Here is a 14,503-nt window from a genome sequence, read left to right as displayed (position 1 = left end):
CGGGATCAGGAGAAGTCGTCGTCCAGGTCGATGCCCTCCTGTTCAAGAGCCTCCCGGATCACCCGGTACGCGAGCCCCGACGAATACCCCTTGCGCGCCAGCATGCCGGCCAGACGCCGCGTACGGGTCTGCGGGTCGAGGGACCGGGTGGAGGAGAGCTTGCGGTCCACCAGTCGCCGGGCCGTCTCGGCCTCCTGGTCGGAGTCGAGGCGCTCCACGGCGTCCTTCACGGTGTCGGTGTCCACGCCCCGATGGCGCAACTCGGCCGCGAGCGCACGTTTCGCCAGGCCGCGACCATGGTGCCGGGAGTCGACCCAGGCCTCCGCGAACGCCTCGTCATTGATCAACCCGAGCTCGACGAACCGGTCAAGCACCTTTCCGGCCGCCTCATCCGGCACGTCCCGCTTGCGAAGGGCCTCGGCGAGTTGTGCCCGGGTCTTGGGAGCCATGGTGAGCAACCGCAGGCAGATGGCCCGTGCCACGGATTCCGGGTCCGCCTCGGGGGCCGCCGCGGCGGGACTGTCGGCGTCCGGGCCGTCGGGCAGCGGCCCGCCACGGCCCGCCGCCCCTCTCCCGGAACGTCCACTCCCTCTGCCGCTCCCCCAGCCGGTTCCCCGGTCGCCTGCACGACGTCCCTTGCTCGAACGCTTCTTCCCACCCGCGTCCTGCTCGTCGCCGAACCAGCTGCTTCCGGCCAGTACCTCAGAATGCCACTCATCGGCGCCGTGCTTCTCCGCGGGAGCAGCCGCACCCGCCGGCGCTTCCTCAACGCCGTCGGGCTCGTGCGGAACCTCCCGCTCCGGCAGGCGCTCCTCCACAGGGACATCCACAGGGACATCCACAGGGACATCGCCGCCGCCCTCACCGCTCAGCCCAGCCGGACGCCGTCCGGAGAAGCCCTCACCATCCTGAGCTCTCCGCCTGCTCGTACGCCGCCCAGCAGTGTCCGCGCCCTCATGACCGCTCTGCTCGCCCAAGGGGCTTCCGGAGAGATCCTCGTCGGACTGGACCTTCCGCTTACGCCTTCCAGAACCGGCCTCGCGGGCTCGTCCCCGGCGGGCGTTCTCGGGAGACTCGCCTGCAACGGTGTCACTGTCGGCAGAGGCCTTGCGCTCTCCCGGCCAGACGAAGATCGGCGCGTCGGCACTCTCCTCCGACCGCCCCCGGGACGCCCGCCCTCCGGTTCGTCCACGACCACCTGAGCTGCGGCCGTCGGGTGCGGCTTCTTCGCCCGGGACGGGCTGATCGGCCGAGTGACGCCCATCAGGACCGAGCTGGTCCGGCAGGTCACCACGGTCAGCGACCCACCACGCCGTGCCCGCTTCGCCACCGGGCTCAACACCCGCGGCATCGCCCGGCCCGACACGCGCCTCATCCCTGAGCCCGGTGCCTGAGGCATCACTCAAGCTCGCGTCGGCTTCACCAGCCTGCCCCTCGGCATCCCCGTCGGCCTGACTGCGCTGGTCACCCGGCCATTGGAAGGTCGGCGCCGCCATCTGCCGGCCCGGGCCCCACGCCGGAGGCACGTCGACGGTCCGCCCGCCGGACGTGCCCTCGTCCTCCACCTGAGCATGAACGATCACCTCATCGGGGACGACGACGTCAGCCACGACGGCTGCGTCGTCCGCCTCAGCCTGGACGTCCGCGTCGTGAGCCCCGGCTTGGCCGGTCATGTCATCCAGCCCGGCGCGGGCAGCCGTGTCCTCCGCCCCCGTGTCGGCGGAGGAGGAGTGGTCGTCGTCCGGGGTGGGGGTCTGGGAGGCGGTGGCTCGGAGGCGGGCGCGTTGTTCGTGCCATTCGTCTACCGATGGCCAGCCGTCCGTGGCCGACCGGGCCAGGTCGGCGCCACGCGAGCCCCCGCCGGAGGCCCGGCGACCGGTCGCCCGGGTCACCGGCTCGGAGGTGGGCATCGGCTCGGGAGCAGCGGCCCGGGTCGTCGGCTCGGGGGTGGTGGCCCGGGGGCCGCGGGGTCCGCGCTTCTTGCGCTCCCCCGAGGCGGGGAGGTCGGGCCATGCGCCCCAGTCCTGGGAACGGGGCGCCTGCGACGGATCCCTGTCACTCATGCGCCGACCGATCAGACGTCACCAGGCTTGGGGGTGGACTTCGAGCCACGACCCGAGGGCGCGGCGGCGGGAGCCGGGACGGCGGCGGCGGGCTCGGCGGGCGTGTCGAGCTTCGGACCGACCCCGAGCTTGTCCTTGATCTTCTTCTCGATCTCGTTGGCCATGTCGGGGTGGTTCTTCAGGAAGTTGCGCGCGTTCTCCTTGCCCTGGCCCAGCTGGTCACCCTCGTACGTGTACCAGGCGCCCGACTTGCGGACGAAGCCGTGCTCGACGCCCATGTCGATGAGGCCGCCCTCGCGGGAGATGCCCACGCCGTAGAGGATGTCGAAGTCGGCGACGCGGAAGGGCGGGGCCATCTTGTTCTTGACGACCTTGACCCGGGTGCGGTTGCCGACCGCCTCGGTGCCGTCCTTCAGGGTCTCGATGCGGCGGATGTCCATGCGGACCGAGGCGTAGAACTTGAGCGCCTTACCACCGGTCGTGGTCTCGGGGCTGCCGAACATGACGCCGATCTTCTCGCGGAGCTGGTTGATGAAGATCGCGGTGGTGCCGGTGCTGTTGAGGGCGCCGGCGACCTTGCGCAGGGCCTGGGACATCAGGCGGGCCTGGAGGCCGACGTGGCTGTCGCCCATCTCGCCCTCGATCTCGGCCTTGGGCACCAGGGCGGCCACCGAGTCGATGACGATGATGTCGACCGCGCCGGACCTGATCAGCATGTCGGCGATCTCCAGCGCCTGCTCACCGGTGTCGGGCTGGGAGACCAGCAGGGCGTCGGTGTCGACGCCGAGCTTCTTGGCGTATTCGGGGTCAAGGGCGTGTTCGGCGTCGATGAACGCCGCGATGCCGCCGGCCCGCTGGGCGTTGGCCACCGCGTGCAGGGCGACCGTGGTCTTGCCCGAGGACTCGGGGCCGTAGATCTCGACGATGCGCCCACGCGGGAGGCCGCCGATGCCGAGGGCCACGTCAAGGGAGATCGACCCGGTGGGGATCACCTCGATGGGGGCTCGGGCGTCGTCACCCAGTCGCATGACGGAGCCCTTGCCGAACTGCCGCTCGATCTGAGCGAGCGCGGTCTCGAGGGCCTTCTCGCGGTCGTTGATAGCCATGGGAGCTCCCTCTGGAGGGTCGTGGTCCGATCAGTCGAGTGAAAGCTACGGCCTGCCACCGACATTTTCTGCGACGGTCGGAGAAGGCGTGGCCGAGTTCGGCAAGGTTCATCGTAGCCGAACGACTGTTCGATCACATCACGAACACGCTGCTGGGATGCATGCGGCGTGTTCGGTGTCCCGTGACAGCGAAGGTCGAGCGTGTTGGCGACGCGTCAGTCGGTCTTCGGTGTCACGAGACCGGTGGTCATCAACCTTCGTGACGATGATCAGCATTCGCCGGGTGTCCTGTGACAGCGAACAATGTGCGTTGCCGCCGAAGGTGGATGACCAGTAGGTTCGCGCCACCGAGGTCTGAGCGGGGAGGGATTGCCGAGGTGCTCACACTGAAGGCGGTCGCCGAAGACCCGCTTGTCCTGACGTGGCGCCTGAACCTGAATGACGGTTCGGAGGTCGCCTTCCGACCGCTCATGCACACTGACGCGGAACGTCTTGCGGCCTTCCTTGAGGGGCTGTCCGCCGAATCGAGGCGACTGAGCACCTTCGACGGGTACGACCTCAAGGCCGCCCGGAAGCTGTGTGACGCGATCGCGCGTCACGACAAGCTCAGGCTGGTGCTTGAGGACGTGCTGTCCGGCAGGATCGTCGGCCTTGTCGAGTTCAGTCTCGATCCTCACCCGGCGGACATCGCCCGCTACCGGGAGGCCGGCATCCACCTGGCGGCGACGGACTGCCGCTTCGGCCCCACCCTGGCCGACGACTACCAGGGGAGGGGGGTGGGAACGCAGATCTTCCCGCTCGTCGCGGACGTCGCACGGCATTTCGGCAGGAGGAGAATCATCCTGTTCGGCGGCGTTCTCGCCGACAACGCACGTGCCCTTCGCTACTACAAGAAGCACGGCTTCCAACTGGTCGGCTCCTTCACCGGGAGGGACGGCACACGGTCGTTCGACATGATCCTGGACCTCCATCCGCCATCGGGCCAGTGACGCCTTCGCCGGCGCGGGCCGCTCAGGAAAGGGCGAGGCCGTGCCCGGATACCGCTCGCGTTCATGGTGGTTGCCGGCTGACGGATCGGCCGTGGGGTCTGCCCTGGGGATCGTGGAACCGGCACGGCGGGCGGATGTGACGGGCGCTTGTAGGGGTCCGGGCCGGACGAACACCTGTCCCTTGCGGACGGGGGACAGGTGAACCAGGCCCGGGGAACGTGGATCGCCGCGCGGGGAGACGTCACGGACGTTCTCCCCACCGGTCCGGAGAGCGTGGTCATGGGACCGGAGTGACGGGTGGGGCGCGCGGAACAGAACGTTCCCGATCTTCCGCGCGGGTTGCCGCCGACGTGTTGTCATACGCCGTGAGCTGGGGAGACTCACTTGCAGGGTACTGGCTTGGAGGCGGCGAAGTGGCGAGTGGCTACACCGGGGAACGACGCACCCTTCTGGAGGAGCTCGCCGAGTTGCTGCCCGACCGGGGGCTGGTCAGCCGCATGGTCGGCGGCGACGACCCGGTGCTGTGGGTGTGGCATCCGCGCACGCGCCGCCAGACGATCGTCTTCGCCACCCCCTCCAGCGGAGGCTGGACGTTGTTGTGGTCGCCGGGCGGGCAGGGCGACGCGGACGACCTGGAGGGCACGGCGGACGCGCTCCGCCGTGCGCTCGGCTCAGCGCAGCCGGGGTGAGACGTCCTCCACCTGGCACACGGCCCGCCACACGGTCTTGGCGCTCTCGCCGTCGGCCAGCGCCTGCGTCACGGTACGGCCGCCCAGCGGGGCGATCACGTAGTCGCGGGCCCACGAGTCGGCATAGGTCTCGCCGAAATGGGCGTTCATCCGTCTCCAGAACTCGGTCAGGCGCATGAACCAAGTATGGAAGCGCGTCAGGTGTGGGTAGGACATCCGCATGCCGAAGACCCCCAAGTCCTCACCCCCGAAGAGCGCCAGGACCAAGGCCAACAGAGCGCGCCGCCGCCGGCTGTTACTCGCGATGCGGCAGGCCGTGCAGAAGGAGAAGGGACAGCGCTCGGAGCGGCACGCCGGAATCAGGCAGGAGCCCCGCGCGGGCGTACCGCGTACGCGCAGGGCGTCACGGCGCTGAGCCGGGACGCACGGTCACAACACCCGCGTGCCGTACATCTCACCGAGATGGTCGGCGAGCAGCTCCAGGCGGGCGCCGTCGGGGTCCTTGAAGTAGATGGAGGCGCCGCTCTCGATCTGGTGCGGCACGCCGGCCATCTCCAGCTTGCCGCGCAACCGTTCCCAGGTGGCGGGGTCGACGGAGATCGCCACGTGGTGCAGCCCGCCGAGCACCTCCTGGTACGGGCCGAGGTCGAGCCCCGGGAAGTCGAAGAAGGCGAGCAGGTTGCCGTTGCCGATGTCGAAGAAGAAGTGGCTCGAACCCTTGTAGTCGCGGTTCTCGATGATCTCCGTCAGCGGGAACTCCAGAAGTTCCTGGTAGAACTTGATGGTCCGTTCCACATCGGACGACAGCAGGGCCACGTGGTGCAGGCCACGGGCGCTGCTCGACGGCCGGTGCGTTAAGGCGTACCGGTCTCGCAACTGGGCGCGTCGGCTCTCGACGGCGGCATAATCAATGGTCACGGTCGCTGTATGTCCGTCTTGCCCCCCGCTCAATCGCCCGTCGCCGCTCCAATGCGTTTTCTGTCGGTGGCGCGAGGCAGTATGTGCAGGTGAGCTCGCTAGACCACTTCACCCAGGTGACCAGGCAATGGTTCGCCGGCGCCTTCCAGGCGCCCACGGCGGCCCAGGAGGGCGCGTGGGAGTCGATCGCGCGCGGTGACAACACGCTGGTCGTGGCCCCCACGGGGTCGGGCAAGACGCTGGCGGCGTTCCTGTGGTCGCTCGACAGGCTCGCGGCGCGGGCCGCCGGGCAGCCCCCCGGCGAGACAACGGTGAAGGCCCCCAAACCGGGCACCCGCGTGCTCTACGTGTCGCCGCTCAAGGCGCTGGCCGTCGACGTCGAGCGCAACCTGCGCGCGCCGCTGGCCGGGCTCAGGCAGACGGCGCGCCGGCTCGGGCTGCCCGTGCCGGAGATCTCGGTGGCGATCCGCTCCGGCGACACCCCGGCCGAGGAGCGCAGGCGGTTCGCCGCCAAGCCGTCCGACATCCTGATCACCACCCCCGAGTCGCTGTTCCTGCTGCTCACCAGCCAGGCGCGCGACGCGCTGCGCGACGTCGAGACGGTGATCGTCGACGAGGTGCACGCGGTCGCGGCCACCAAGCGCGGCGCCCATCTGGCGCTCAGCCTGGAGCGGCTCGACGCGCTGCTGGAGCGTCCGGCGCAGCGGGTGGGGCTGTCGGCGACCGTGCGGCCGGTGAGCGAGGTGGCGGCCTTCCTCGGCGGCACGCGTCCGGCCACGGTGGTGCAGCCGCCGTCCGACAAGCGCATCGAGATCGAGGTCGTCGTCCCGGTCGAGGACATGACGGAGATGGAGGGGGCGCCCGATCCCGAGCAGGTCGAGCCGTCGTCCGGCCGGTCGATCTGGCCCCATGTGGAGGATCGCCTGTTCGACCTGATCGAGGCCCACAGCTCGACGATCGTGTTCGCCAACTCCAGGCGGCTGGCCGAGCGGCTGTGCACCCGCCTCAACGAGCTGGCCTACACGCGGCGGCAGGGGCTGGAGGCGATCGACCTGTCGATCTGGGAGACGCCGCCGCAGGACCACGAGGCCCCGGCCCCGCCCAGGCGCATGCCGGCCGAGACGATGGCGCAGGCGGGGGCGAGCAAGGGGGTGGTGACGGAGATCGTCCGGGCCCACCACGGCTCGGTGTCGAAGGAGGAGCGGGCCCAGATCGAGGAGGCGCTCAAGTCGGGGCGGCTGCCCGCCGTGGTCGCCACCTCCAGCCTGGAGCTGGGCATCGACATGGGCGCGGTCGACCTGGTGGCGTGCGTGGAGGCCCCGCCGAGCGTGGCCAGCGGGCTGCAGCGCATCGGCCGGGCCGGACACCAGGTGGGCGCGGTGTCCCGTGGGGTGATCTTCCCCAAGTACCGGGGCGACCTGGTCCAGACGGCCGTGGTGGCCGAGCGCATGCGCGGCGGGCAGATCGAGGAGCTGCGCTACCCGCGTAACCCGCTCGACGTGCTGGCCCAGCAGATCGTGGCGATGACCGCGCTCGACGAGTGGACGGTCGACGAGCTGGAGACCGTGGTCAGGCGGGCCGCCCCCTACGCCACCCTGCCGCGCGGCGCGCTGGAGGCGACCCTCGACATGCTGGCCGGCCGCTACCCGAGCGAGGAGTTCGCCGAGCTGCGGCCGCGCATCGTCTGGGACCGCGTCTCCGGCACGCTCCAGGGGCGGCCCGGCGCGCAACGGCTGGCCGTGACCAACGGCGGCACGATCCCCGACCGGGGCCTGTTCGGCGTGTTCCTCGTGGGCGAGAAGGCGTCCCGGGTGGGCGAGCTGGACGAGGAGATGGTCTACGAGTCGCGCGTCGGCGACGTGTTCGTGCTGGGCGCGACGTCGTGGCGGATCGAGGACATCACGGCCGACCGGGTGCTGGTCTCCCCCGCCCCCGGTCAGCCGGGGAAGCTGCCGTTCTGGCACGGCGACACGGCCGGGCGGCCGGCCGAGCTGGGCCGGGCGATCGGGCAGTTCCTGCGGGAGCAGGCCAAGCACGGTTCCACCGACCGCCTGCGGGAGGCGGGGCTCGACGAGTTCGCCGCCGGCAACCTGCTGGCCTACCTCAACGAGCAGCGCGAGGCCACCGGCTACGTGCCCGACGACCGTACTCTGCTGGTCGAGCGCTTCCACGACGAGCTGGGCGACTGGCGGGTGGTGATCCACTCCCCCTACGGCGCGCGGGTGCACGCCCCCTGGGCGCTGGCGATCAACCGGCGGCTGCGCGAGCGTTACGGCATCGACGTGCAGGCCGTGCACTCCGACGACGGCATCGTGCTGCGCATCCCCGACACGCTGGCCGAGCCGCCCACCGACGTGGCGGCGTTCGACGCCGAGGAGATCGAGCAGATCGTCACCGAGGAGCTGGGCGGGTCGGCCATGTTCGCCTCCCGCTTCAGGGAGTGCGCGGGGCGGGCGCTGCTGCTGCCGCGCCGCGTGCCGGGCCGGCGCAGCCCGCTGTGGCAGCAGCGCCAGCGGGCCGCCCACCTGCTGGGCGTGGCCTCCCAGTACGCCTCGTTCCCGATCGTGCTGGAGACGATGCGCGAGTGCCTCCAGGACGTGTTCGACGTGCCGGGGCTGGTCCAGCTCATGCGCGACATCGCGGCGCGCCGGATCCGGGTGGTGGAGGTGGAGACCTCGCAGGCCTCGCCGTTCGCCGCGTCGCTGCTGTTCCACTACATCGGCGCGTTCATGTACGAGGGCGACGCGCCGCTGGCCGAACGCCGCGCGCAGGCCCTGGCGCTGGACACCACGCTGCTGGCCGAGCTGCTCGGCCAGGCCGACCTGCGCGAGCTGCTCGACCCCGACGTGATCGTGACCAGCGAGCGCGAGCTGGCCCGGCTCGACCGGCCGCTGCGCGACGCCGAGGACCTGGCCGACCTGCTGCGCTCGCACGGGCCGCTGCTGACGCCCGACGTGAGCGTGCGCGGCGGCGACCCGTCCTGGCTGGAGGAGCTCGAACGCGCGCGCCGGGCCATCCGCGTGCGCGTCGCGGGCGAGGAGCAGTGGGCTGCCGTCGAGGACGCCGCCCGGCTGCGCGACGCGCTCGGCGTGCCGCTGCCCGTGGGGGTGCCGCACGTGTTCCTGGAGCCGGTGCCCGACCCGCTGGCCGACCTGGCGGCCCGGCACGCCCGCACCCGTGGCCCGTTCCACGCCGGCACCGCCGCCGCCAGGTTCGGGCTCGGCGTGGCCGTGGTCACCGACGCACTGCGGCGGCTGGCCGCCTCGGGGCGGGTCGTGAACGGGGAGTTCCGTCCGGGCGGCCGGGGCGAGGAGTGGTGCGACGCCGGGGTGCTGCGGATGTTGCGCCGCAGGTCGCTGGCCCGGCTGCGCAAGGAGGTCGAGCCGGTCGCGCCCGAGACGCTGGCCCGTTTCCTGCCCGCCTGGCACGGCATCACCGGTTCGGGCTCGTCGTCGTCCGACGGCTCGCGGGCCGGGGCGGCCCGGGCCATGGACGCGCTGGTGCGTTCCGTCGAGCAGCTCCAGGGGGCCGCGGTGCCGGCGTCGGCGCTGGAGACGCTGGTGCTGCCCTCGCGGGTGCCCGGCTACCATCCGGCGCTGCTCGACGAGCTGACCTCGTCGGGCGAGGTGATGTGGGTGGGGCAGGGGTCGTTGCCCGGCGGCGACGGGTGGGTGTCGCTCTACTTCGCCGACACCGCGCCGCTGCTGCTGCCCGAGCCCGCCGAGATCACGATGACGCCGCTGCACGAACGCGTGCTCGACCTGCTGGGCGGCGGCGGCGCGCTGTTCTTCCGGGGCATCTCCGACCAGCTCGGCGCCCAGGGCGGTGCGCTCGACGACGCGGCGCTGGTCTCCGCGCTGTGGGATCTGGTGTGGTCGGGCCGGGTCTCCGGCGACACGCTCGCGCCGCTGCGGGCGACGCTGGGCACCGGGCGTCCCGCGCACCGGCCGGCCACGACGCGGCGGCGGCGGGCCGTGCTGCCGTCGAGAAGCGGGCCGCCGACCGTGGCCGGGCGGTGGTGGCTGCTGCCCGGGCCCGCCGACGACACGACGCAGCGGGCGCACGCGCAGGCCGAGGTGCTGCTCGAACGGCACGGGGTGGTGACGCGGGGCGCGGTCACCTCCGAACGGCTGCCCGGCGGGTTCACACCCGTCTACCAGGTGCTTCGCGCCTACGAGGAGAGCGGTCGGTGCCGCCGGGGGTACTTCGTGGAAGGGCTGGGCGGTGCGCAGTTCGCGCTGCCGGGCGCGGTCGACCGCATGCGGGCCATGGCTCCGGGCATCGCGCCGACCGGGGGCGGGCCGCATGAGAGCTCCGGTCCTCCTTCCGAGGCCCCCCTCTGGGAGAGCGGCGGGCGGGTGACGCCGGGGCGGCGGGCCGTGGTGCTGGCCGCGGCCGATCCGGCCAGCCCGTACGGAGCCGCGCTCCCCTGGCCGCAACGCGCCGGCGACGTCGGGCACAAGCCGGGCAGGAAGGCGGGCTCGCTGGTCGTGCTCGTGGACGGTTTTCTCATCCTCTATGTGGAGCGGGGCGGCAAGACGTTGTTGTCGTTCGCCGACGACGAGCGGCTGCAACCGGCCGTCGACGCCCTGGCGCTGGCCGTGCGCGACGGGGCGCTCGGGAAGCTGACCGTGGAGCGGGCCGACGGTACGTCCATCGTGGAGTCGCCGCTGGCCGCCGCGCTGGAGGCGGCCGGGTTCCATCCGACCCCGAGGGGGTTGCGCCTGCGCGCCTGAGGAGCGTGGCGGCCGGAAAGGCTGGTGGATGAGGGCATGCCGCCTCTGCAACGCTTACGTTCCGACCTCGGCTCCGGCAAGAACCTGGAGATCTACGTCACGACGGTCATCGCGCTCGTGGTGGGCGTCCTCGGCGTCCTCGGCGTCCTCGGCGTCCTCGGCGTCCTCGGCGTCGTCAAGGGTGAGATCCTGGCGGCGGCGACGCTGGCCACGCTCGCCCTGCCGGCGGCGTCCGCGCTCGGCCCCAAGCACCAGGTGGCCGACCTGGAGGCGCGCGTGGCCGAGCTCAACGCCCTCGTCCGCGACCGTCTGGCCGGGGAGGCGTTCCTGACCACCCGCAAGGACGGCCTGGATCAGCGGGTCGCCCGCACCGATGACCTGCGCTTCGCCGGGGTGACGCTGAGCCGCACCTGCTGCGCGACCTACCCCACCGGGACCGCGTCGAGGTGCGCTTCCTGCCGTTCGTGCCCGCGTTCGGGCTGGTCCTGCTGGATCCCGGCGACGACCACGGCGTCATCCACGTCGAGCTGGGCACCCACAGCACCGCGGGCCGCGCGATGACGGGTGGGGAGTTCGTGTTCCTGGGCGCGGTCGGGCTGGTGGCGGGGTGGTCAACGCGCCGGCCGGGGGCGGCACGCTGGTCTCCTTCCCGGCGCTGGTGGCCTTCGGGGACCCGGGCGTCACGGCGTCGGTGACCAACGCGGTGGCCCGGCATGTTCCTGCACGACGACCTGCACCGGGTCAACGCCGTACGGGCCGCGTTGGCGCTGGTCGTCAGCACGGTCTCGGTGGTGGCGTTCTCGCTGTTCGGGCCGGTGGAGTGGCATCCCGTGGCGGTGGTGGCGCCGCCAGCCTGGCGGGTGGCTTCCTCGGCACCCGCGTGGCCCGGCTCATGCCGCCTGACGTGCTGCGCGGCGTCGTCGTGACCTTCGGCCTCGGCGTGGCGGCGGTGCTCGCGCTGCGTTGAACGGGCGGTTCAGGCGACGGTGGCCTCGATCAGGTCGTCCACCACGTCGGTCAGGTCGTTGCCCCGGGCGTGCACGCGCCGCTGGCGTACCGCGCCGGAGCCCTTGCTCAGCAGCCGTTCCAGACCCTCTTCGATGAAGGTCAGGTCGCCGGCCTCGGCCAGCGCGGCGCGTACGTGGCCGAACAGCCGGCGGGCCATCACCGTGGCGGGCACGAGCGTTCCGTGCCGCACGTCGAGGCTGTCGCCGACGAGGCCGTCCCGGGCCGCCCTCCAATAGGCGGCCCGCAGCACCTCCGACGGGATCGGCAGCCCGCGGTCGCCGCGCGCCACCTCCCGCAACGCGGTCACGACCAGGGCCCGGATCAGGCCGATGATCGTCAGGCTGTCGCTCACGTCGAGCGGCACGTCGGCCACCCTGATCTCGACCGTCGGCAGCCGCGGCGACGGGCGGGTGTCCCAGAAGACCGTCTTGGGGTCCATCAGCGCTCCCGACTCCGACAGCGCGCGCAGCGCCAGCTCGTAGTCGCCGAACGTCGGGAAGTACGGCGGCGCCCCGGACACCGGCCACCGCCCCCAGCTGATGACCCGCCAGGACGCGTAGCCGGTGTCGCGGCCCACGAAGAACGGCGAGTTGGCGGCCAGCGCGATCAGCGTCGGCAGCCAGGGTCTGAGATGGTTGCCGACGTAGACGGCGATCTCCTCGTCCGGTACGTCGACGTGCACGTGCAGCGCGCAGATGCTGATCTCGTCCTGCAACGCGCGGTAGAGCTCCTTGCCCTGCAGATAGCGGTGGTCGTCGGTGAGCGGTGGCGGCATGACGTTGCCGAGCACCGGGATGCCACTGGCCACGACCGCCAGGCCGCAGGACCGGGCCGCCTCGGCCACCTCCTTCCGTGCTGTCCGAAGCTGGGAACCCAGCTCGCTCAGGTCGGCGGAGGGCGGCGTACGGGCCTCCACCTGGAAACGGGTGATCTCGTGGGCCACGTCGAGCATGTCCGTCGCGGCGGCCAGGACCTCGGCCGCCCGGGGGGACACGTGACGCGTGCGGGGATCGACGACGAGGTATTCCTCTTCGATCCCGATCAACGGAACCATGCACACCTCGCTGGGGAGTCCAAAAGCCTCCGCCACAGGTTGTGCCCGTACCGCCGCCGGGGGAAAACCTGGCTAGAAGGGGGCAGGACCGTACAGGGCGGCGGGGGCGCCGGTGGACATGGCCCAGTAGCGGTCGCCGTAGGACCAGTGCCACCACTCGGTCGGGTAGTTGACCAGGCCCACGGGCTCCAGGACGGCGGCCAGGATCTTGCGGTGGGCGCGGGCCTCGGCCGGGATGCCCGCGGCGGCCGTGTAGCAGGCGCCGCCGCTCTCCTCGGGGTTGTCGTTGACCTCGGTGCCCATGTCGTACTCGGTGCCGTCGGGCGCGCACAGGGTCAGATCGACGGCGGCGCCGGCGGTGTGGGGGGCGACCTCGACAGGGGACACATAACGACTCGCCGCGATATAGGACTCGTCAGGCGTCATGTCGGGAAAAGTGGTGAGGAGCTCCGCGCGGTACCCCTCGAAGATGCGCCGCTGGGTGGCGATGGGCCGGTAGCCCTCGACGATCAGCAGGTGGAAGCCGTCGGGAAGGGCGCTCTCGGCCTGCTCAAGCCGGTCGAGCAGCCCCGCGCGCAGGTGCGCGTACGCGCCGTCGGCGTCGGCCATCCGCGTGTCGACCCGCAGCCGCCCGCGTACGTCGGCCAGCGGCTCGCCGCACTCCCGGACGGGGACCGCCGAGACGCGCGGGTCGGAGATGAGGACTACGTCGGTGTCGAGCTGCCACATGGGCAGAAATTCTCACACAGTGTCGGAGAAAACCTGCTCCCGGGCCTGCTCCAGGGCCGCGACCAGGGCCCCGCGCAGCACCGCGTTGCCGGTCACCTTGGTGGTCACCACGGTCGGCTGGCTGGGGCACAGGCGGGCCACGGCCTCCTGGACCTTGGCGGCCAGCCGTTCGCCGCCGGCCCGGCCGACGTCGCCGCTGAGCACGATCAGCTCGGGGTCGAGCACGACGGCCACGGCCGCCGCGCCCACGGCCAGGCGTCCGGCCACCTTGTCGAGGTAGTCCTCGTCGCCGTTGCGGACCAGGTCGGGCACGGTGTAGCCGATCACGCCGTGCTCGTCGGCCAGCCCGCGCAGGGCGTCGTGGCCGACCAGGCGCTGGAAGGAGCCCGACTGCGGCTGTGACACGTCGGCGGGCAGCGGCTCGCCCGGCACCGGCAGCCAGCCGATCTCGCCCGCGCCGCCGCTCATGCCGCGGTGCAGCCGTCCGCCGAGCATGACGCCGAGGCCCTGGCCGACGCCGGCCCAGATGACCACGAAGTCGTCGTGGCCGACGGCGGCGCCGTAGCGGCTCTCGGCCAGGGCGACCAGGTTGACGTCGTTCTCTATGGTGACCGAGCCGCCCAGGGTCCGGCGGAGGCTGGCCAGCACGCCGACGTGCCAGTCGGGCAGGTCGTAGGACCAGCGCACGTCGCCGCTGCGGGGATCGACGACCCCCCGGGTGCCGATGACGAAGGAGCGAAGCTGGGAGAGCTCGACGCGGGCCGCGGCGCAGGCCCGCTGGACGGCCGAGTGGACCGCCTTGACCGGATCGCGGGAGTCGGCCGGGTTGACCGTCACCTCGACAACGATTTTACCTGTGATGTCCGCCACACCGACGGTGAGGCTGTCGGGCAGCACCTCCAGCCCGGCGACGTACGCGGTGGACGGAACCACGGCGTACAGGGCGGCGTGCGGACCCCTGCCGCCGGCGCGCTCGCCCGCGACCTCCACCAGGCCCCGCTCTTCCAGGCGAGCCAGCAGCTGACCTGCGGTTACCTTGGAGAGCCCCGTTCGCTCCCCCAGTTCGGCGCGGGTCAGCGGACCGTCCGCGAGGAGGAGTTCAAGTGCCGAGCGGTCGTTCAACCTGCGCAGCAACCGGGGGATCCCCGGGCTTCGACTCATTACCGCACCCCTCTCGTCACGAATGGCTAACGAGCGTTTCTTTTAAGAAA

At 71.9% G+C, this 14,503-nt stretch carries 14 protein-coding genes; 7 read left to right on the top strand and 7 right to left on the bottom strand.

Annotated elements, in window-relative coordinates:
- Positions 1-5 precede the first annotated feature (5 nt).
- On the bottom strand, positions 6-818 hold the full coding sequence (gene recX, locus AB0J97_RS29390; protein ID WP_364094259.1) for a recombination regulator RecX: 813 nt from the start codon (positions 816-818) through the stop codon (positions 6-8).
- Positions 819-1,253: 435 nt separating this feature from the next.
- Here recX and AB0J97_RS29385 point away from each other — a divergent pair, with 435 nt between their 5' ends.
- Entirely contained in the window at positions 1,254-1,394 is a 141-nt protein-coding gene (locus tag AB0J97_RS29385; RefSeq protein WP_364094255.1) for a hypothetical protein, read from the top strand.
- A 680-nt stretch (positions 1,395-2,074) separates the two neighbouring features.
- On the opposite strand, the gene recA is transcribed toward AB0J97_RS29385, so the two are convergent.
- On the bottom strand, positions 2,075-3,169 hold the full coding sequence (gene recA, locus AB0J97_RS29380; protein ID WP_352323144.1) for a recombinase RecA: 1,095 nt from the start codon (positions 3,167-3,169) through the stop codon (positions 2,075-2,077).
- 377 nt (positions 3,170-3,546) lie between these two features.
- Between recA and AB0J97_RS29375 the strand changes: the two genes are divergently transcribed.
- Together AB0J97_RS29375 and AB0J97_RS29370 are read left to right on the top strand one after the other, a co-directional pair.
- Entirely contained in the window at positions 3,547-4,158 is a 612-nt protein-coding gene (locus AB0J97_RS29375) for a GNAT family N-acetyltransferase (RefSeq protein ID WP_364094252.1), read from the top strand.
- A 413-nt stretch (positions 4,159-4,571) separates the two neighbouring features.
- A complete protein-coding gene (locus AB0J97_RS29370) occupies positions 4,572-4,847 on the top strand; it encodes a hypothetical protein (RefSeq protein ID WP_357694258.1) in 276 nt (91 codons plus the stop codon).
- On the opposite strand, the gene AB0J97_RS29365 is transcribed toward AB0J97_RS29370, so the two are convergent.
- Complete coding sequence (locus AB0J97_RS29365) at positions 4,830-5,024, bottom strand: DUF3046 domain-containing protein (protein ID WP_357694260.1); 195 nt, start codon at positions 5,022-5,024, stop codon at positions 4,830-4,832. The two genes, AB0J97_RS29370 and AB0J97_RS29365, sit on opposite strands and share 18 nt — an antisense overlap.
- 43 nt (positions 5,025-5,067) lie before the next feature.
- Here AB0J97_RS29365 and AB0J97_RS29360 point away from each other — a divergent pair, with 43 nt between their 5' ends.
- Positions 5,068-5,262: a hypothetical protein gene (locus AB0J97_RS29360; protein WP_357694261.1), complete on the top strand. Its 195-nt coding sequence runs from the start codon at positions 5,068-5,070 to the stop codon at positions 5,260-5,262.
- Positions 5,263-5,276: 14 nt separating this feature from the next.
- Here AB0J97_RS29360 and AB0J97_RS29355 read toward each other — a convergent pair whose 3' ends face one another.
- A complete protein-coding gene (locus AB0J97_RS29355; protein ID WP_357694263.1) occupies positions 5,277-5,765 on the bottom strand; it encodes a VOC family protein in 489 nt (162 codons plus the stop codon).
- 89 nt (positions 5,766-5,854) lie between these two features.
- On the opposite strand from AB0J97_RS29355, the gene AB0J97_RS29350 reads away from it, so the two are divergent.
- From AB0J97_RS29350 to AB0J97_RS29340, 3 genes are all read left to right on the top strand, one after another.
- Positions 5,855-10,501, top strand: a complete 4,647-nt coding sequence (locus tag AB0J97_RS29350) for an ATP-dependent helicase (RefSeq protein WP_364094244.1) — start codon at positions 5,855-5,857, stop codon at positions 10,499-10,501.
- Positions 10,502-10,537: 36 nt separating this feature from the next.
- A complete protein-coding gene (locus tag AB0J97_RS29345; RefSeq protein WP_364094241.1) occupies positions 10,538-11,062 on the top strand; it encodes a hypothetical protein in 525 nt (174 codons plus the stop codon).
- Positions 11,063-11,214: 152 nt separating this feature from the next.
- A complete protein-coding gene (locus AB0J97_RS29340; RefSeq protein ID WP_364094238.1) occupies positions 11,215-11,427 on the top strand; it encodes a hypothetical protein in 213 nt (70 codons plus the stop codon).
- Between the two features lie 50 nt (positions 11,428-11,477).
- On the opposite strand, the gene AB0J97_RS29335 is transcribed toward AB0J97_RS29340, so the two are convergent.
- The 3 genes from AB0J97_RS29335 to AB0J97_RS29325 all read right to left on the bottom strand — a co-directional run bounded on the left by AB0J97_RS29335 (position 11,478) and on the right by AB0J97_RS29325 (position 14,453).
- On the bottom strand, positions 11,478-12,563 hold the full coding sequence (locus tag AB0J97_RS29335; RefSeq protein ID WP_357694273.1) for a glutamate--cysteine ligase: 1,086 nt from the start codon (positions 12,561-12,563) through the stop codon (positions 11,478-11,480).
- Positions 12,564-12,635: 72 nt separating this feature from the next.
- Positions 12,636-13,292, bottom strand: a complete 657-nt coding sequence (locus tag AB0J97_RS29330) for a M15 family metallopeptidase (protein ID WP_364094234.1) — start codon at positions 13,290-13,292, stop codon at positions 12,636-12,638.
- Positions 13,293-13,304: 12 nt separating this feature from the next.
- Positions 13,305-14,453, bottom strand: coding sequence for an ROK family transcriptional regulator (locus tag AB0J97_RS29325; RefSeq protein WP_364094231.1), 1,149 nt, complete (start codon positions 14,451-14,453; stop codon positions 13,305-13,307).
- Between the last annotated feature and the right edge of the window lie 50 nt (positions 14,454-14,503).

The sequence above is a fragment of the Nonomuraea sp. NPDC049607 genome (assembly GCF_040675375.1).
Lineage (GTDB): Bacteria > Actinomycetota > Actinomycetes > Streptosporangiales > Streptosporangiaceae > Nonomuraea.
Note: the sequence above shows the minus strand (reverse complement) of the source record. Positions and strands in the feature narration are given on the sequence as shown.

What these genes read in the sequence shown, in the direction of transcription:
- recA (WP_352323144.1), bottom strand. Translation starts at nt 3,169, where the DNA reads ATGGCTATCAACGACCGCGAGAAGGCCCTCGAGACCGCGCTCGCTCAG.
- AB0J97_RS29365 (WP_357694260.1), bottom strand. Translation starts at nt 5,024, where the DNA reads ATGCGCCTGACCGAGTTCTGGAGACGGATGAACGCCCATTTCGGCGAG.
- AB0J97_RS29360 (WP_357694261.1), top strand. Translation starts at nt 5,068, where the DNA reads ATGCCGAAGACCCCCAAGTCCTCACCCCCGAAGAGCGCCAGGACCAAG.
- AB0J97_RS29345 (WP_364094241.1), top strand. Translation starts at nt 10,538, where the DNA reads ATGCCGCCTCTGCAACGCTTACGTTCCGACCTCGGCTCCGGCAAGAAC.
- AB0J97_RS29340 (WP_364094238.1), top strand. Translation starts at nt 11,215, where the DNA reads ATGTTCCTGCACGACGACCTGCACCGGGTCAACGCCGTACGGGCCGCG.
- AB0J97_RS29335 (WP_357694273.1), bottom strand. Translation starts at nt 12,563, where the DNA reads ATGGTTCCGTTGATCGGGATCGAAGAGGAATACCTCGTCGTCGATCCC.
- AB0J97_RS29330 (WP_364094234.1), bottom strand. Translation starts at nt 13,292, where the DNA reads ATGTGGCAGCTCGACACCGACGTAGTCCTCATCTCCGACCCGCGCGTC.
- AB0J97_RS29325 (WP_364094231.1), bottom strand. Translation starts at nt 14,453, where the DNA reads ATGAGTCGAAGCCCGGGGATCCCCCGGTTGCTGCGCAGGTTGAACGAC.